Source organism: Vibrio cyclitrophicus (genome assembly GCA_023206055.1).
Lineage (GTDB): Bacteria > Pseudomonadota > Gammaproteobacteria > Enterobacterales > Vibrionaceae > Vibrio > Vibrio cyclitrophicus_A.
Genome location: CP065367.1, coordinates 1,759,132 through 1,778,004 on the forward strand (window position 1 = coordinate 1,759,132; position 18,873 = coordinate 1,778,004).

Genomic DNA, 18,873 nt, shown 5'->3' on the forward strand with positions numbered 1-18,873 from the left:
CTTTATTAGTTATCTGTACCCAATTAAGGTAACAGCATTGATGAAGAGTTGACCAGAGGTTTGTAATGCTGATTAAAATGATTCCGTTTGTGTTTGTAATATTGTGGTCGTCAGGTTTTGTCGGTGCACGTCTTGGTGTGGAATACGCGGAACCCGCAACATTACTTTCTCTGAGGATGGTAGCCAACGTGGCGCTGTTCTTGGTTTTGATTGCAATCCTTAAGCGTCGTATTCCTCGTGGTCGAGCATTCTTCCACGCTAGTGTGGTTGGCATCTTGATTCATGGTTTCTACCTTGGTGGCACTTATCTGGCGATTGATATGGGTATGCCTGCCGGGTTGAGTTCTCTACTTGTTGGCTTACAACCGATTCTGACTGCTTTGATTATGATCAGCTGTACCTCACAGCGTTTTAATTTCGCGCAGTGGCTGGGCTTAGCGCTTGGTTTTGCCGGTATCAGTTTGGTGTTGATGGGCAATATTGAATGGCAGTCAGACGACCAAAAAGGCTTGGCAACGTTATTGTGTTTGGTTTCTTTGGTGGGTATTACCTGCGGCACTCTGTATCAGAAGCGCTTTTGTCAGGGGACAGATATGGTCGGCGGTGCGATGGTGCAATACTTGGCTTCGGCGGCGCTGTTTCTGCCGTTCGCAATGCGTTACGAAACGATGCAGGTGAACTGGACTGTAGAATTTACATTGACTCTAATCTGGCTGGTGGTTGTTCTGTCTTGTGTTGCTATTCTATTGCTTCTTTACATGGTTGAGCATGGCGCATCTTCAAGTGTTGCATCGGTGTTTTACTTAGTACCACCGACGACAGCAATCCAAGCGTGGCTTATTTTCGGTGAGTCGTTCGACATCTACGGTGCGATGGGCTTTGCCTTGTCTGCCGCTGCGGTTTATTTGGTGGTGAGGAAGCCAGAATGGATTAAGGCTCGCAGGCGAACAGCCTTGGAGCGATAGTTTGTATACCAAAACTCATTCTACTTAAAGTCGATGACTAGAAACAAAAAAGAGCCTGAATATTCAATATTCAGGCTCTTTCTGTATCCAATATTGGCTAGCGACTTTTGATTAGCGCTGCATCAAGCAAGCGTAAGCCGTTGTAAACGGTGCTTCTTGGTATTGCTTAAGGCCAGTCTCTTTGAATTTCATCATAAGAGGGTTGCGCTTTAGGCTCTCTTTGATGTCAGCAGGAGATACAACCGTTACGTCTAGGCCGTCGATCAGTTGAATTGCTGCTTCTAGTTTGAAGCCAAAGCCACCGCCAGCAAATTTGCCTTTTGTTTGGCGTTGACGAATTACAACTTTATCTACTTGGTAATCTTCCATCAACTTTGCAAAAGAGAATTGAAAGTCTTTCATATTCTGCGTGTCGTTTGCGTCGCTAATTGCAACTTTAGAAACTCGGCAATCAGGGATATTAAATACACCATCTGACAGAGAAAGAAGACAGATGACTGCATCGTTACCTTTGATTTCAACACCACAAATTTTCATGTTCATACCTATTTACTTTTGAGCCGTACATTATGGTGCTATTTCTATGACTTCTCCAGTATTTGAGCATGTCTGTGGTAAATAAGTGCAAAAATTTCTTTGGCTCTACTTTTTAACGTTGACCTTTGGTTGAATAATAGACAGTCGATTCAAGGGTAACGTTTGCTATGCGACTAGGTTCACAAACTTTTAGCTAGCTTTTAAATTGATACTGTATATTATGCGCGCGTCCCTATTTATTGTGTGGTTATAAACCCCCTTATGAGTATCAACAACCTTTCAATTAAGAGTAAAATTGCGATCCCATTAATGGTTATTGTGATCGTTTTCTCTACTGTTACTGTGCTTAATGTCCTTAAATCTAACGCTCAAGCTGCAATCAACCATGAGTTGAATAATGTGGTTCAGCCAGTGTTAGATAATTTGGAAGATGGCTATCGTGATATTTACCAAGTTATCGCTTCGGCGCAAGGTCTGTTGCTTGCTAAAGACCAAGCGGCGATTGAGTACCAAAAGTTTGAATTTAAAGACAATGCTTACAAAGCGGTTCCTCGTTTTCAAAGTGTCGAAACCTTGTATCAAGCAGGGGTGTTGGATCCATCTTCTCGTGGTGAATTATCAAAGCTTGTTAACGCGATGAGCAAGTGGGTGGCATTGCACGAGCAAATGTTCGCTGATCCGGCAAACGCAGACCAATACAACATTGATTACTCTCCTGAGTTAGATGCTGAGTTTGCGATCATTCGAGATCAACTTCGTGACATCAGAACCTTGATTGAATTGAAGCAGAAAGAACTTCGTCAACAAGCCGATGAATCTATTGAATCAAGCAAGGTTATCATTGAAGTCGGCATGGGTGTGGCGATTCTGGCTGCTGCTTTCGCGTTATGGTTGTCGAATCGTTTTATCGTTAAACCGATTCAAGATGTTGAGAAGGCGATGGTTGAAATTGCTTCTGGTGATGGTGATCTTTCTCAACGTTTGAGCGTTGAGGGGAGTGATGAAATCGCTCGTCTTAGCTCTGCTTTCAACCAGTTTGTTGGCAAAATTCATGTGACTATCGAACAGGTTATTACCACTTCTAACGCTGTACGTTCGGAGATGGAAAACATCAAATCACTGACTCAAGGTGTGGCTCAATTTTCTTCGAATCAACAGAAAGAAAGTGAAGTAGTTGCTGCTGCAGTTCATGAGATGCAAGCAACCAGCGTTGCCGTAAGTGGCAATGCGTTAGAAGCGGCTTCTGCAAGCAATACGGCAAATCGTGAAGTGGAATCTGCAGATAAAACACTAGGCTTAACGGTGAGTTCGATTGAGCGCTTGGCGCATGATATCGAAAACGCGAGTGGTGTTGTTCATGAACTAGACAGTGATGTTAAGAACATTGCTTCTATTCTTGGTGTGATTAGAGGCATTGCCGAACAAACTAACTTACTTGCATTGAACGCAGCGATTGAAGCGGCACGTGCCGGTGAACAAGGTCGTGGCTTCGCTGTTGTTGCTGATGAAGTTAGAGCCTTAGCAAGTAAAACTCAAGACAGTACAGGTGAAATTCAGTCGATGATTGAACGCTTAGAAGTTGGCGCTAAACAAGCGGTTAGCGTGATGAACGAAAGTAAAGTTAGCGGCGAGAAAACCATTGTTCAAGCGAGTACAGCTGCGTCGTCCTTGAGTGAAATTCGCAACTCTATCGGTATGATGAATGAGATGAACACGCAAATCGCAACTGCGGCTTCTCAGCAATCTCAAGTATCGGAAGAAGTGAACCAGAACGTTCAACGTATCGCGGAAAGCACTATGCAAATGGTGGAAATGGCGAGCAGTGCAGAAAACGCATGTATGGCGTTGGCCGATCAATGTGAGGCGCTAGATAGTCTTGTGTCTCAGTTTGAAGTTTAATCTTTAAAACTAGACTGACGAATATGAGCTGATAATGGTTGCTTGTTTTGAATTCTATTAATCAGCGCTGAATGACAAGAAAGCCCGTACTCTATGAGTGCGGGCTTTCTTTTGGATGCGTGATCGGTTTTAGACCTAACCAATCATTCAGTGTTAGCTGCTACGACCGTCTTTGTACGTGTAACGGTAGTCAACTTTTACGTTCGCTTGGTAGTGGATGTCGCCGTTCATGTTAGTGATTTTTTTCACTTCCATATTCGCATCATCGATCTTGAACGAATCGTATTTGGTTGTTTGTTGGAACTGTGGCAGTTCTCTTGAAAGCTCAAAAGGTGTTTTTGCGCTTAACTCATCCATAAGGTTTGTGCCTGCATCGTATGCTTCCGCTTCAGTAATAAATGTATCAGATTTTAGCGTTGTTTCTTGAATCGTTGTTTTGGTTGCTGCAAACGCTGTTGTGCTGAGTACAAGAGTTGATGCAAGTATGATTAATTTTTTCATAGGAGTACCTTACTTTTTTATTGAAACCAATAATTCAGACTATCTCAACTTACCACTACGTGATTGGGTTAATGTTAGGACAAAAATGTGTTTCTGTAAGGTGTTGGATAATAGAAACGGAGGTGGTGAAGATTTATGCGCAGAGCATATCAAGCAAGGTGACAGCAATTTGTAACTTCAATACACTGTATGGGTAACCAAAGTTCAGCATAAGGTAAAGGTATGGCCAATTGGGAAGGGGTAAGTGAGTTTGTTGCAGTGGCAGAGCGTGAAAGCTTTACTGGTGCGGCGCAGAAGCTTACTACATCGGTGGCTCAAATCAGTCGCAGAGTGGCAAACCTCGAAGAGCGCCTCGCAGTGAAACTACTTAATCGAACGACTCGTAAGGTTTCTCTTACCGAAGCCGGGCAACTCTATTACCAACAATGTAAGTTGCTGGTCGAAGGCTTAGAAATTGCAGAATTAGCCGTCACGCAGATGCAATCGACACCGAAAGGTTTGTTGAAGGTGACTGCACCTGTGACTTATGGCGAGCGTCAACTCGCCCCAATACTTCATCAATTCTTAAAGCTTCACCCACAAGTAGAACTTGAGCTGATGCTGACCAACCAAAAGCTCGATCTCATCGATTCTGGTGTCGATGTGGCGATTCGTCTTGGCCGCTTAGAAGACTCAAGCCTTGTGGCAAAGAAGCTCTCTCAACGCCAACTCTATGTATGTGCAAGCCCTGAATATATTGAACGTTATGGCGAGCCGCACACGCTTTCTGAATTAAGCCGTCACCAATGCCTGGTCGGTGGCTTTGAGCACTGGCGTTTTAAAGAAAATGGTCGTCCTCGTTCGGTTCGCGTTAATGGGCGAATTAAATGCAACAGTGGTTTAGCGCTATTAGATGCTGCAAAACAGAGCATTGGCTTGGTGCAGTTACCTGAATACTATGTGAGTGAAGACCTTGATTCTGGTGAGTTGGTTGAGGTGTTGTCTGATTATCGCGACGACAAGGAAGGTATATGGGCGCTTTATCCGCAGAACCGCAACTTATCTTCGAAAGTTCGCCTGCTGGTGGACTTCCTTTCTGATCAATTGGATTAGAGAATGACAGTCGGCCGTCAGGAACTTACTAACCAGAGTGAGCTGATACTGAATGTATTTAATACCCTTGAGCAGCACTATGGCTATTTTGATTGGTGGCAAAGGGATGACCCTTACGAGATCATTTTAGGCGCTATTCTGGTTCAGAACACCAACTGGAAGAACGCAGAGAAAGCACTTATTAACTTAGGTGAGCAATGCAACCCAAGGTCGGTTGCCGAGATAGAGCTTGATGAGCTTGCCCAAAAGATTCGTTCGAGTGGTTACTATAATCAAAAAGCCATTAAGTTAAAGGCTGTGACTGAGTGGTTTTCGAAATACAGATACAACATTTCAGAGGTTCGTGAGCAGGATAAAGAACAGCTGCGAAGAGAGCTATTAGAAGTCAAAGGGATCGGTGGTGAAACAGCTGACGCGATTTTGGTTTACGCGATAGGTAAACCGTCTTTTGTGATTGATGCTTACGCAAGAAGGATCTTCACTCGCAATGGACTCGATGCACCTAAATCGTATGAAAAATTTCGAGCCTTAATGGAAAGTACAATCCCTCTGGATGCAAAAAGGTACGGCTATTATCATGGTTTGTTAGTCGAACATGGTCAGCAGTTCTGTAACCCTAAACCCAAGTGTCAAGATTGTCCGCTACATCAAGATTGTGTTAAGGCTGGAGTAGGATCTTAGTTCGACTTGCGTGCTTGTTGTATCAATATGTCATTCAAATAAAAACGGGCTGCAGAGTAGAGATTCTGAAGCCCGTTTTTTTGTAGTGCGAGAAATCTTAACGTTTTGTCGCGTTTACTTGTTGTTTAATTGAACGTAAATGTATTAGACAGTGAAACGATCCACTAGGTGGTAAAGCTCATTCGCACGACTGTTGAGGTTTTGGCTACCTGTACGGTTTTGATTTGCTAGTGCGGCTGACTGCGAGCTTTGATCTGAAATCACCACAATGCGTTGAGATATCTCTTGGCCGACAATGTTTTGTTGTTCAGTTGCCGTCGCAATAAGCGAGTTCATGTCCATGATGGTATCGATCGATGTTTGGATCTTCGCAAGAGCAGCGGCCGCAGCGTTTGCTTCTTCCACCGTTTGAGCACTGCGGTTTTGGCTTGAATCCATGGCTTTTACTGCGGCATCTGAAGCAGCTTTTAGCTGCTCAATCATTTTGTGAATGTCGCCCGTGCTCTCTTGAGTTCGGCTTGCCAGTTTACGAACCTCATCTGCAACGACTGCAAAACCACGTCCTTGTTCACCAGCACGAGCCGCTTCAATTGCGGCATTTAATGCAAGTAGGTTAGTTTGCTCGGCAATGTCTTGGATGACCGCTAATGAAGATGAAATGTTCTGAACATCACCTTCTAAACGCGATACCACAGTATTCGCTTCTGACACTTCGCTAGCAAGGCCTGCCACCGAATCGGCAGCTGCGTTTACTATTTGTTGCGCTTCTTTTGCGTTGCCTTCTGCCAGTTTCGCTGAATCCGCCGCTTGACTTGCGTTGCTTGAGATCTCTTGCGCGGTTGTGGTCATCTCAGTCATCGCTGTTGCAACTTGTTCTGTTTCTTCACGTTGCCCAGTAGCAATCTCGTCGACCTGTGCAGCGCGAGAAGACATGCTAGATGTTTCGGCTACTACTTGCTGCCCCACATCACTTACGCTGCGAATGATGGTTTGCAGGCTTGCAACAAAGGCATTGAAGTTTTCGCTGAGCTTAGTGAACTCGGGCGCTTTGAATGTTTCCATTCGAGCGGTCAAATCGGCCTCGCCACTCGCGAATGCGCTGATTGAACGGTCAAATTGCTCGAGTGGTTGCATGATAGTGCGATTCACCGCGACAGCAAATATCGCAACAACAAGGGCAATAAAGCCACAGAAAATTGCGATGGCCGTCAATGAGCCTTGTAACGCAGCATTTGAACTCTCTTTCATCTCTTCGATGACTGCATCGATGTCGTCAGTATAGAAACCCGTGCCCAGCATCAAATCCCACTGCGGAACAAATACTGAGTAACTGAGTTTTGGTAGCGCGACAGATTGGCCCGGCTTCGGGAAATAGTAAGTCGTGAACTCCCCTAATTTAGCATTCTTGATCAGGTCGCGGATTAAGTAGTTGCCTTGCTTGTCTTGAAGGTCATAGTAGTTTTTACCGATGCCATCGTTACTTTGCCCAACCACAACTCGGACACCTTTCGAGTCATAACCAAAAATATAACCAGATTCGCCATATTCTAATGTTCTCAATGTTGGTAAAGCTTCTTCTAGCGTTGCGCCTCTGTCCAAAAATGGACTGATCGCAGAGTAGGCCATTTGTAGGTACGCTTTGAGTTCCTTCTCTTTCATCGCCATCATATTGCTACGCGTCGATTCTACTTGCTGTGCGGTTAGCTCGGTGCTCTTCATATACGTTACGCTCATCATGCCAATTGCCATTAGTAGCAACGGAATGAAAGAGAGAATATAAAGGCGGTTTTTGATGGTTAGGGTCATGTCACGGTTCCTGTGCGATTGTCCAATGCAGTTTTCAACAGATTATTAATGTGATTTAAAAATGTAAATGGACTTGTTGTTTAATTGTTATCCCAAATAGCATTTGTTTGGTAAATATGAAGGTGGTTCTGTTTTCTTGCTCACAGGCCTATGTAATCAAGGGCAGTGCACGTCGTTATCTGGTGCGTTTATGTGCTTTTGCATTCGGCATTGCTTTGTTAGAATGCGACGCTTTGTAGCACCCTGCTATGTCTATTCGTTAAGTGAGAAGATTCATGAACAAAAGCCATGTGACTATTGGTTTAACTAATCCAAAGAGCCCGACAAACGTTGGTGCTGTTATGCGTGCGGCTGGTTGTTACCAAGTCGACGAAGTTAAATACACAGGGCAACGCTACGAAAAAGCCGCTAAATTTCACACCGATACCAAGAGTGCTGCGCGTACTATCCCACTGACGGGTGTCGAGTCGTTTTTGGATAACCTTGATCCAGAAACCAAGATCGTTTGTGTAGAGCTCGCTGAGGGCGCAACACCACTACCGCGTTTTAAACATCCAGAAAACGCTATCTATATCTTTGGCCCTGAAGACGGTTCTATTTCTCAAGATGTCGCCGATAGAGCGGATCACGTCGTGTACGTACCAACGGTGGGTTGCATGAACTTGGCTGCAACGGTTAACGTGCTGCTTTATGATCGCCTTGCTAAGTCAGATGAAATGGACGAGAGCAACGAGCTGATCAAGAAAAGCCGTGATAACCGCAATCACTTATTAGTAAAAGAAAAGTAACTCTCGGCTTCTAGTGTTATCTATCCCGTACGCAATCGGATATTATCTTGAGTTCATCATCAGATAATTGAAGGGTTAGATAACACCATGGAAGACAAGCAATTACTTGCCGCACTGCAACAACATCCTGTCCTCGATTTATATCAATTATTCCAAGAAGTCGGTCAAAATCAATCTCTATATGCTTTGTTAGAGCGGTTATCTTCCCTTAAAGAACAGCACCAACTAAGTACTCGTCTTAGCCCTTTCAAGCCTCACATCGAAGGGTTACTTGCTCAGTTTGATAGTACTACACCAGATCGTGAAATCCTCGAATCGATTGCACTTCAATCTGAGATTCAACAGCGAGGCCATAGCATGAGCCGCTACATCATGACATCAGATAATCATCGCCATTTCTCTCCGAATGCAGACTTAGTCATGTTTGGTGATTCGATCACTGAATGGGCACCGTGGGCAGATATTTTTCGTGATGTCTCAATGGTCAACCGTGGCCTTGCAGGCGATACCATAACCGGTATGTTGCGCCGTATTGATACCACGTTAAACGTGAAACCAAAGCTAGTATGTTTTATGGCGGGAATTAACGATCTTGCACAAGGTTACAGCGTTGATCATATCTACCAGAACTATGTTGAGATACTGACAACATGGAGAGCTCAAGGTATTACTATTCTTGTTCAATCAACGCTGCATGTAGGCAATAAACTGCAAGGGTTGAATCCTCAAGTTTCAGAACTCAACAAAAGACTACAGGCTTATTGCGAACAACATGATATCGAGTTTTTGGATGTAAACCGTGTGCTAGCACCGAATCAATTACTATCCAATGAATACAGTTGTGATGATTTGCATTTGAATGCTAAGGCTTATCAAGCTTGGGCTGAGATACTTCAACCTACGATAACAGAGCTATTAAAATAAACTCACGTAAATAGCTAGCTAATTAAACAGATAGACAACTTAGCCAATACTAGAAAGCCAAGCCTAAACTGGTTTCGTGAACCATAAGGACATCAATTTGAACCTAAGACAGTTGGAAGTCTTTTACGCCATTATGCAGGCCGGAACCGTATCTGGAGCCGCACGCAGCTTGCATGTGTCCCAGCCTAATGTGACCCGTATTTTGGCGCACACCGAGCAACAACTCGGGTTTGGCTTATTCGAGCGTGTCAAAGGTCGATTGGTACCAACGGTTGAAGCGAAAACCTTGTTACCAGAAGCGGAGAAGGTCTACCAACAACTGGGTCAATTTCGATCTTTGACTAACAAAGTGAAGCAAGGCCATCAGCATTTACGTATTGGTGCGCCGCCAATTCTAGCCACTAAATTGCTGACTCCGGTGATCGCCCAAATGTCTCGCGAGCAATATTCCAGTAAACAAGAGCTCTCTTTTGAGTTACTGACTGCCAATCGCGACGAACTGTGTGCTGGGCTATTAAAGCATGAGCTTGATATTGCGATCGCATTTGGAGACGAAGCGCCGCCTGCGATATTGGCTGAGATGTTATTGACCGAATCACTCAAGGTTCTGGTTCCATCCAACACTGTTGATCAGTTACCGACAGAGTTAACCCTTTATGACCTGATCAATTATCCGTTGCCAATCATCGGGCTCGATAGCCGTGACCCATTAGGTTTGCTGCTCCATCAAAGCCTTGTGGCGCGAGATGAGCATTATCATCATCCGATATCGGTACGCGGATACAGCGCGGCGGCGGAACTGGTTAAGTACCAAGCTGGGTTTGCGATTGTGGATCCGTGGACGGCAGAACAGTATCAAAATGACGATGCGGTCTGTGTGTTAGAACTGCAGCCATGTATTCGATTTTCGGTTTCGATGCTTTGCGCAGAGCACACCCCTCAGTCGATTTCCGTTAAGCAATTTATCGCTTCATTGAAGAGCCATACTCACCCTATAACTTAAGGTTATAGGCTCGCCATAAATAGGTATTCGGCAGCTTCTAAGTTCTTAATTAAAGTAAACCCATACAAGGACTTATTAATTAGGAAAGCTCATGTCTATCGCTCAACCTTATCTTCTTTTTCTTGGGGATGTTACTGACCCACTTGCCGCAAAAACAGCCCGTGGTATTCACCAGTGGCGACCAGAAATCTGTCTAGGCCAACTGCGTTTAACGAGCGATACTGTTTCACTTGGCTTAACGGACATGACCTTGCAAGAGGCTCAAGCACAGGGGGCGAAAACCCTAGTCATTGGCACTGCAAACCCGGGTGGTGTAATTCCTGATTCTTGGCAGTCAACCATTATGTCCGCTGCAGAAATGGGATTTGAGATTGCATCTGGCATGCACCAACGATTGAGTGAATTTTCACCGCTTTCTGACATGCAACAACAAGGTTTGACTAAGCTTCATGATGTACGACATTTTGATGGTGTTCTTAATGTTGGTAACGGTAAGCTTCGTCAAGGTAAGCGCCTGCTTACGGTCGGAACCGATTGCTCAGTAGGCAAAATGTTCTCGGCGTTGGCCATTGAAAAATCGCTTAAACAAGCAGGAACCTCTGCTCAATTCAAAGCGACAGGGCAGACTGGTATCTTGATTGAAGGCAGCGGTATTTCGATTGATGCAGTAGTCGCGGATTTCATTTCCGGCGCGGTTGAAGCGATTAGCCCCGATTTTACTGACCACGATTGGGACATCATTGAAGGCCAAGGTTCGTTGTTCAATCCGTCTTTTGCAGGCGTGAGTTTAGGGTTATTGCATGGTGCACAAGCCGACGCTTTGGTGTTGTGCCATGAAGTAGGGCGAGCACATATTCGTAACCTTCCGCATGCCAAATTGCCAACGATAGAACAGACGATTGAAGCCAACTTGCAAGCGGCACGATTGACCAATCCAGACGTGAAACTGGTGGGTATCTGTTTAAACACATCGGCGATTAGCATTGAAGATGCTGAGATATTGTGCCAAGAATGGACCAAGCACTATCAAGTACCAGTGACGGACCCGGTGCGATTTGGTGTACAACATATTACTGATCATTTGCGACATTCACTTTAACGATTTCATCATTTCTACGTTTCCATTTGTTAAAGCGAACATCAACCGAGTGAAATTATGAAGATTACTGCAGAACCTATTACTATCGCGATGCAAACGCCTTTTCGCATCTCTCGAGGCAGCCGAACAGAGTGTCACGTTGTTCGTGTTTACATTGAACATGATGGCAAACGAGCTCAGGGCGAATGCACGCCTTACCCCCGTTATGGTAAGTCATCCGAGTCTGTGTTAGCGCAAATCCAACAAGCGTCTAGCTCTCTTGAAATGGCCTTTGAGCGTGGTATGACCGATCCTGAAGAATTACGAGATCATCTTCAGTCTTCATTGACCGGAGGAGCTGCGCGTAATGCTATCGATTGTGCGCTTTGGGATTATCAAGCGCAGCAGAGCGAGCAGATATTTCCGAATAGCTTGTTCGAACTACCTGCGCAAATTGTTACCGCAATGACAGTATCGATTGGCACACCAAAAGCCATGGCAACACAAGCTCATGATTATGTGGCGAATGGCGCAAAACTTCTAAAAGTGAAGCTTGATGGCGAACAAGTGCTAGAGCGTGTACGCGCTGTCCGAGAAGCAGCATCAGGAGTAAAAATTGTACTGGATGCCAATGAAGCATGGACAGGGTTGAATCTCGAAGAGTTGTTTAATCAACTAACAGAGTTTGATATTGCGATGATCGAGCAACCTTTGCCGCAACAACATGATGCGTCATTGGCACACATCAATCACCCGATCCCACTGTGTGCGGATGAAAGCTGTCATACCACTTCGCAACTTTCATCTTTGATAGGCAAGTATGAAATGGTCAACATCAAGCTCGATAAAACCGGTGGTTTGACCGAAGCATTGGCACTTGCCAAAGAAGCTCAAAGGCTCGGCTTTACTTTGATGTCGGGTTGCATGCTAGGCACCTCATTGGCTATGCGAGCGGCGCTGCCTATTGCCGTTCAATCTGAAATCGTTGACCTCGACGGCCCAGTTTTACTTGGCCAAGATGTAGCACCAGCACTGACTTATCGAGATGGGATGATCATTATCTAAGATCGTTTAGCCTCAGCTAGTAGATGAACATGCCACAATGAAATCGCATAGGTGAAAGCCTATGCGATTTTTGGTATTGATAAAGTAATCACGTTTCTGTCGGTGAGGTCACTTTCTTCTCTCTCAAAACAGACAGTCTAGGGTTTATAAAATAATTGTTATGGTGTCTCATGTGAAATGTTAATGATTACTATTGCTTTCATAGTTTCACTAAAACTATTTGAAGTGGCTTTAAGTCAGGCTAACCACCTAACTGATTGAATCATTGACCTTTACTGTTGGTTTTTGATGATAATAAGGTGGGGCGAGTGAGTAGTCATGTCTCCGAGGTGATAGAAAACAAAGACAGCTTTGAACGTCCATTTCCGATCAAGATTCCGCGTCGTAAGTGGTTTGGCTGGAAAGGCATAGAGCTGCGCTTGGTGTTGGCATTGGCTATGTTATCGATGACCACCATCTTCCTCTCCGTTGTCTCTAGCTTCACCTTTGACGATTTAAACCAACGCCTTGTCGAATTAAAAGAGAGTGAAATCCCAGCCTTAGACAACGCTGCACGCCTCAATGATATGGTGCGTGTGATTATCACGACCTCATCTCAACTCAGTGACGCTGAATCTAATTTAGAGCGTAAACAAGCGATGCTCAAAATTGAAGACGCTATTTCAGTGATGAATAGCGTTATGGTTCAGTTCCCTGATTATCACGCCTATTTTAAAGATCTTATCGCCCAAGTTAATAATAGTCTGAGCCTGTTGTATCAAAGTGAGATTGAGTCAGAACAACTCAATCAAGAACTTCGTAATTTGCTTGAAGGCTTTTATCCTCTATTGCAACAAGCCAGTGATTCACTCGATAGTTTACCTGAGTCAGCTAAAGATCAAATCCAATATACCCAGTTGAAATCTCTGCTTTATTACCAATTAGGCTTGGTAGAGAAGCTGTATAACGACTCAAGCTTTAATGAGCTCGATTACACCAGCTACCGTCTAGAGCAAGTCGGGGAAGAGTGGTGGAAGCTGTGGGTCAGTGGTGATTTAAGAAGTGATTTTCCTCAATTAGATCATCAACTCACCGTAATTTATAACCTTGCCTCAAGTGATAGCAGCTTGTATGGGATGAAAAACAAAGCGCTCGATCATCTCTATCAAGAACAATACTTCCTGCAAAACAGCCGTGAGCATTTGAATCAGTTAACCGTGCAGATCGAAAGCAACACCAGCAAGGTGAATAGCAATATTGACCAATCGATTCAGCAGGCGCAGCTGTCTTTACAATCGAACCAACAACTCTCTCTTTTTCTTTCTCTGTTCAGCGTGTTGGCTGCCGCTGCCATTTCGTGGTTCTACGTACGTAAGAGTATTTTAGAAAGGCTTTTACAGCTTAAAGACAACATGTTCGCGATTTCTACCGGTCATTTAGATACCGAAGTTTCGATTCGTGGCAAAGACGAAGTGACGCAAATGGCCAAGTACCTAAAGGTATTCCAGACCACGGCTAAAGTTGTTAAGCAAACCAATCGAAAATTAGAAGCCGAGGTTGAAGAACGTACATTAGCCGAAGCCAAATTACGAGTGACTCAAGACGAGTTAATCCAAGCCGGAAAACTGGCTGCGCTAGGGCAATTAAGTGTAGGCATTACTCACGAGATCAACCAACCATTAACGGCGGTGAACAGTCATGTTCGAAGCGCGCAACTGTGGTTAGGCAAAGAGAGGCCAGATAGAGCAGAAGAGAACCTGAAAAAAATCGAGGTCTTGTTAGATAAGGTCGCAGCGATTACTCGTCACCTAAAGGCCTTCTCACGTAAGAGCGATGGCAAGATTGATAACGTCGAACTAGATAAGGTGATTGGTGATGCGATCGATCTCTTTGAAGCTCGGCAGAGTAGGGTGTTGATTCATTATTCGCCACAAAGTGATCAAATGGTTCGAGCCAACAGCATCCGCTTAGAGCAGGTAATGGTTAATTTAATCAGCAATGCTTTGGATGCCGTCGAACATAAAGATCAGCCTCAACTCAGAATATCTACACAAGAACTCACACACACAATTCAGATCTCAGTTAAAGACAATGGATTAGGGATACCCGAAGAGGACATTCCTTATCTGTTTGACCCATTTTATACCCGCAAGACCACAGGCAAAGGACTCGGCCTCGGTTTGTCTATCGCATACAACATAATTAAAGACTTTGGCGGCTCGATTCACGTGGAATCAGTTGAACACCAAGGCGCCACTTTTATCGTCACTCTACCAAAAGGCGTAGCCTCATGACTGCAGAAAAACACATAGTTCTTATCGATGATGAAATCGATGTTGTTGAAGCCGTGAGTGAAATGTTGGAGCTGGAAGGTTTTCGCGTCACCACTTTTACCGACCCTAACCTTGGCCTTAAATCACTCAAGGCGAATAGCCATTCAGTGGTGCTGTGTGACGTACGCATGCCGAAAGTGGATGGCTTGACGTTATTAAGTTCAATTCAATACCGAGCGGCTAATGTTCCTGTGTTGTTGATGAGTGGCCATGGCGATATTCCCATGGCGATAGAAGCGATGAAGTTGGGTGCTTTCGATTTTTTGGAAAAACCACTTAATGCTGGCGAGTTGGTGGAAAAACTCGATCTCGCGTTGGCACAATGTCAGCACAATAGTACGAAAATATCAGGTGACGATCAGGAAACCGACTTACCAATTGAGTCGGTGGTTATTGGTCAATCCCAAGCGATGGACACCATACGTAAGCAAGTGCTTGCACTCTCTCATACTGGCGTTGACACCATCATTAATGGTGAGACAGGCACTGGCAAAGAGGTGATTGCTCGCGCGTTGCATCAATTTAGCCGTCGTAAGGCGAAGCCCTTTGTCGCGATCAACTGTGGTGGCATGACAGAAAGCATTATCGAAAGTGAGTTGTTTGGTCATGAAGCGGGTTCGTTTACCAGTGCCAACAAGAAACGTATTGGAAAAATAGAACAAGCCAATGGCGGAACTCTGTTTCTTGATGAAATTGAAAGCATGCCGATTGCGGTACAAATAAAACTGCTGCGAGTGATTCAAGAGCGAATGATTGAGCGTGTTGGCGGTAATGAATTGATACCTGTTGATATTGTGGTGGTGGCAGCCAGTAAAGCTGACCTCGCAAGCCTCAGTGAATCCGGTGAATTCAGAGCCGACCTTTTCTATCGCTTGAACATTGCGAGCTTAAACCTTCCGGCACTGCGCCAACGAAAAGAAGACATTCAGGTGTTGTTTCGCCATTTTGTGATTCAAGCGAGCCACAAATATAAGACGCGTCCTTCGACGATTTACCCCGAGCAGATACAACAACTATGTCGACACGAATGGCCTGGAAACGTGCGTGAGTTACGTAATGTTGCCGACCGATTTGTACTCGGTATTGTCGGCGATGGCTTTGATCTTCAATCGCCAATTTGTGAATCAACCGGGGAAGATTTCGCCTTTGAAAAGCAGATGGAGCAGTACGAGAGAAATGTATTAACCGAAGCCTTGATAGAGAGCGCGGGAAATATCAATGAAGTCTCAAGCAAGCTGAATCTGCCACGCAAAACGCTTTATCGAAAAATGAAGAAACACCAATTGGATAAAGAGAGTTTCAAGGTTTAACGGCTTAGTTGCTTGTTCAATGGAAAGCCAAAAACCAAAAGAAAAAGCACAAGACAACAATGACCCATTTGGTTTTTAGTCGAATGGCTAACTGTTTCAAGTGATTGTAATAAAAGAGCTTTAACATTTGGCACAAAGCGTGCAATCCCTACATTGTGGAGTCAGTCCACATGAGGTTATTCGGTGTTGAGTCAAAAAACATATGACAGCTATCTATATATCACAGCTATCCAACACCGAATGATCGAACAAAGGAAATTAGAAAAATAATTGCTTGTTGCAAGGAGATACAAACATGAAGCAAATACTGAAAGGTTCGATTGCTCTGATACTAGGTGTGAGCTCGATGACGGCATGGGCCGCAGCAGAGCCAGCAAACTTAGGACCTCGTCCTCTCTTTTTAGTTAACAATATGGATGAGAGCCCTTTGAAAACTAAGCTACTGAGTTGCAGTGAAGGACCTTTTCATCGTAGTGATTTTTCTATTGGGCATCGCGGAGCTGCGATGCAGTTTCCTGAGCACACTAAGGAGTCTTATTTAGCGGCTATTCAAATGGGCGCAGGCGTTGTCGAGTGTGATGTGACCTTCACTAAAGATAAGGCGCTGGTATGTCGTCACTCGCAAAGTGATCTGCACACCACAACCGATGTTTTGGCGCACCCAGATCTCGCTAAGAAGTGTTCAGTGCCATTTATAGCTGCTAACCCAGCGACAGGCGAAGATGCTCAAGTTGAGTGTCGTACCTCTGATTTCACGCTGGCGGAGTTTAAGACGTTAAAAGGCAAAATGGATGGTGCTAACCCGAAAGCCACCACAGTTGAAGAGTACATGAACGGCACACCTGGTTGGAGAACCGATCTTTACAGCCAAAGTGGCACACTGATGACACACGCCGAAAGTGCGGCATTGTTTCAAGAGCACGGCGTAAAGGTGACTCCTGAGCTGAAATCGGCGGCGGTAGAAATGCCTTTTAATGGTTTTAGCCAAGAGATGTACGCGCAGAAGCTGGTGGATGAGCTGAAAGAGGCGGGCTTTGAGCCTTCGGAGACTTACCTACAGTCATTCAACTTGGATGATGTGAAGTACTGGATCAAAGAAGCACCGAAGTTTGGCAAACAAGCGGTTTATCTTGATGACCGTGTTTACGAACAAGCGGACTTTGTCGCGTCTGTTGAGAATATGAAAGAGCTGCACGATGCGGGTGTAAACATCATCGCGCCGCCTCTATTTGCGTTGGTTGATTTAGATGAGAACAACGAACTGGTTGCGTCTAATTACGCCAAGCTCGCTAAAGGTGCAGACCTCGACATCATTGCATGGACTCTGGAACGTTCAGGCCCACTTGCGCAAGGTGGCGGTTGGTACTACAAGAGCGTAAAAGATGGCATCAACAATGATGGCGACATGATGAAAATGCTCGATGTGTTGGCACAAGATGTTGGCGTGATGGGCGTATTCAGTGATTGGCCTGCAACGGTAACTTACTATGCAAACTGCATGGACAGCGACGCTTAAGTTATCGGTCTAGCTAAAGAATAATAAGAGAAAAAACAGTGAACCAAAGAGCCTTCGGGCTCTTTTTTTACCACTGAAATCGATGGGACAGAAATGACCCAAATTATTGATTTTGAGTTGGACACGAATGACTCAAAAGATATTAGTCAGTTTAGGTTTTATTGTAAGTTGTTGAAATTAAATAAATAAAAATATGGCATAAAGGCTGCAATAGCGAAGGTGACTTTCAACAATAAGTAAAAGTAAGGTTTGAATATGAAAATCAGTGTTAAAGGACTGTTAATCGCTAGCTCATTACTACTTCCTTCAATGGCTATAGCAAGCGACTGCTCTAGTCGTGGTGTGTTAGACGATCGATACTGTGATGAAAACCAAGATTTGGTCGCCGATTCACCAAAGAATCCAGATGAGTGGAACGACCCAAGTACGCTTGTGTTTACTTACACTCCGGTAGAAGACCCTGCGTTATACAAAGATGCGTTTGCCGACTTCCAAGCTCATCTAAGCAAAATCACGGGTAAGCGAGTGATTTACTACACAGTTCACTCGAACTCTGCGCAAGTAGAAGCAATGCGTTCTGGTCGACTGCACGTTGCGGGTTTCTCTACGGGCCCAACAGGCTACGCAGTTAATCTAGCGGGTTACGTTCCAATTGCAGTTAAAGGCGATGAGTCTGGTTTCCAAGGTTACAACCTGATCACCATTGTGCGTAAAGACAGCGGTATTAATACAATGACTGATTTGAAAGGCAAAAAGGTTGCACATACTTCTGCATCATCAAACTCTGGCAACCTAGCTCCTCGTGCGTTATTCCCAGCGAAAGGTCTAGTGCCAGATGAAGATTACAAAGTGCTTTACTCAGGTAAACACGACCAATCTATACTTGGTGTTTTCAATGGAGACTATGATGCGGCGCCTGTGGCATCAGATGTTTACGATCGTATGGTGGCTGCAGGTCGTGTCGACGATTCTGAACTGAAGATCATCTACCGTAGTCCACGTTTCCCAACGTCTGCTTTTGGTTACGCTTACAACCTAAAACCAGAGCTAGTTGAGAAGATCAACGAAGCTTTCTTTAGCTACCGCTTTACTCCAGAGATGAGCGCATCGTTTAAAGGTGCCGACCGTTTCTCTCCAATCAGCTACAAAGAAGAGTGGGATGTGATTCGTGATATCGCTCATGCGACAGGTACGGCTTACACCAAAACTGGCCTGAAGAAATTGGCTGAAAAAGATGCGGCTAAACGTGCAAAGAAAAAAGCCGCTGAGCTAGCAAAACAAGCCAATAGCCAGTAATTCCATCCGTTAATTAGTTAACTATTCAGCTTATTCACTGGGTAAGCTTATTTAAAATCTATGCCCTCGCGGGTAGGGCATAGATCATTCTAAAATTCGC

At 44.6% G+C, this 18,873-nt stretch carries 16 protein-coding genes; 13 read left to right on the forward strand and 3 right to left on the reverse strand.

Annotation, left to right across the window (positions count from 1 at the left end):
* The first annotated feature begins 65 nt into the window (after window positions 1-65).
* Entirely contained in the window at window positions 66-965 is a 900-nt protein-coding gene (locus tag ITG09_23380; GenBank protein ID UPR54311.1) for a DMT family transporter, read from the forward strand.
* A gap of 111 nt (window positions 966-1,076) precedes the next feature.
* Here ITG09_23380 and ITG09_23385 read toward each other — a convergent pair whose 3' ends face one another.
* Window positions 1,077-1,502: a DUF3010 family protein gene (locus ITG09_23385; protein UPR55248.1), complete on the reverse strand. Its 426-nt coding sequence runs from the start codon at window positions 1,500-1,502 to the stop codon at window positions 1,077-1,079.
* A 261-nt stretch (window positions 1,503-1,763) separates the two neighbouring features.
* On the opposite strand from ITG09_23385, the gene ITG09_23390 reads away from it, so the two are divergent.
* Complete coding sequence (locus tag ITG09_23390) at window positions 1,764-3,401, forward strand: methyl-accepting chemotaxis protein (GenBank protein UPR54312.1); 1,638 nt, start codon at window positions 1,764-1,766, stop codon at window positions 3,399-3,401.
* A gap of 153 nt (window positions 3,402-3,554) precedes the next feature.
* Here ITG09_23390 and ITG09_23395 read toward each other — a convergent pair whose 3' ends face one another.
* A complete protein-coding gene (locus ITG09_23395) occupies window positions 3,555-3,902 on the reverse strand; it encodes a DUF3316 domain-containing protein (GenBank protein UPR54313.1) in 348 nt (115 codons plus the stop codon).
* 222 nt (window positions 3,903-4,124) lie between these two features.
* Between ITG09_23395 and ITG09_23400 the strand changes: the two genes are divergently transcribed.
* Entirely contained in the window at window positions 4,125-4,994 is an 870-nt protein-coding gene (locus ITG09_23400) for a LysR family transcriptional regulator (GenBank protein ID UPR54314.1), read from the forward strand.
* A 3-nt stretch (window positions 4,995-4,997) separates the two neighbouring features.
* Window positions 4,998-5,675 (forward strand): endonuclease, encoded by a 678-nt coding sequence (locus tag ITG09_23405; protein UPR54315.1) that lies wholly within the window; start codon window positions 4,998-5,000, stop codon window positions 5,673-5,675.
* A gap of 144 nt (window positions 5,676-5,819) precedes the next feature.
* Here ITG09_23405 and ITG09_23410 read toward each other — a convergent pair whose 3' ends face one another.
* Window positions 5,820-7,481, reverse strand: coding sequence for a cache domain-containing protein (locus ITG09_23410; GenBank protein ID UPR54316.1), 1,662 nt, complete (start codon window positions 7,479-7,481; stop codon window positions 5,820-5,822).
* Window positions 7,482-7,756: 275 nt separating this feature from the next.
* Between ITG09_23410 and ITG09_23415 the strand changes: the two genes are divergently transcribed.
* From ITG09_23415 to phnD, 9 genes are all read left to right on the forward strand, one after another.
* Window positions 7,757-8,269 carry an RNA methyltransferase gene (locus ITG09_23415; protein ID UPR54317.1) on the forward strand — a complete coding sequence of 171 codons (513 nt, stop codon included), beginning with the start codon at window positions 7,757-7,759 and terminating at the stop codon, window positions 8,267-8,269.
* Window positions 8,270-8,356: 87 nt separating this feature from the next.
* Window positions 8,357-9,193: a lysophospholipase gene (locus tag ITG09_23420; GenBank protein UPR54318.1), complete on the forward strand. Its 837-nt coding sequence runs from the start codon at window positions 8,357-8,359 to the stop codon at window positions 9,191-9,193.
* A gap of 97 nt (window positions 9,194-9,290) precedes the next feature.
* Window positions 9,291-10,196, forward strand: a complete 906-nt coding sequence (locus ITG09_23425; protein ID UPR54319.1) for a LysR family transcriptional regulator — start codon at window positions 9,291-9,293, stop codon at window positions 10,194-10,196.
* 91 nt (window positions 10,197-10,287) lie between these two features.
* Complete coding sequence (locus ITG09_23430; protein ID UPR54320.1) at window positions 10,288-11,295, forward strand: DUF1611 domain-containing protein; 1,008 nt, start codon at window positions 10,288-10,290, stop codon at window positions 11,293-11,295.
* 57 nt (window positions 11,296-11,352) lie between these two features.
* Window positions 11,353-12,339, forward strand: a complete 987-nt coding sequence (gene ycjG / locus ITG09_23435; protein ID UPR54321.1) for an L-Ala-D/L-Glu epimerase — start codon at window positions 11,353-11,355, stop codon at window positions 12,337-12,339.
* A 299-nt stretch (window positions 12,340-12,638) separates the two neighbouring features.
* The gene (locus tag ITG09_23440; GenBank protein UPR55249.1) at window positions 12,639-14,612 is read left to right on the forward strand and encodes a GHKL domain-containing protein; all 1,974 of its coding nucleotides are present in this window, start codon (window positions 12,639-12,641) and stop codon (window positions 14,610-14,612) included.
* The gene (locus tag ITG09_23445) at window positions 14,609-15,961 is read left to right on the forward strand and encodes a sigma-54-dependent Fis family transcriptional regulator (protein ID UPR54322.1); all 1,353 of its coding nucleotides are present in this window, start codon (window positions 14,609-14,611) and stop codon (window positions 15,959-15,961) included. The genes ITG09_23440 and ITG09_23445 overlap by 4 nt, the downstream gene beginning before the upstream one ends.
* Before the next feature lie 295 nt (window positions 15,962-16,256).
* Window positions 16,257-17,477 carry a glycerophosphodiester phosphodiesterase gene (locus ITG09_23450; GenBank protein ID UPR54323.1) on the forward strand — a complete coding sequence of 407 codons (1,221 nt, stop codon included), beginning with the start codon at window positions 16,257-16,259 and terminating at the stop codon, window positions 17,475-17,477.
* 255 nt (window positions 17,478-17,732) lie between these two features.
* Window positions 17,733-18,773 (forward strand): phosphate/phosphite/phosphonate ABC transporter substrate-binding protein, encoded by a 1,041-nt coding sequence (phnD, locus tag ITG09_23455; GenBank protein ID UPR54324.1) that lies wholly within the window; start codon window positions 17,733-17,735, stop codon window positions 18,771-18,773.
* The last annotated feature ends 100 nt before the right edge of the window (window positions 18,774-18,873 follow it).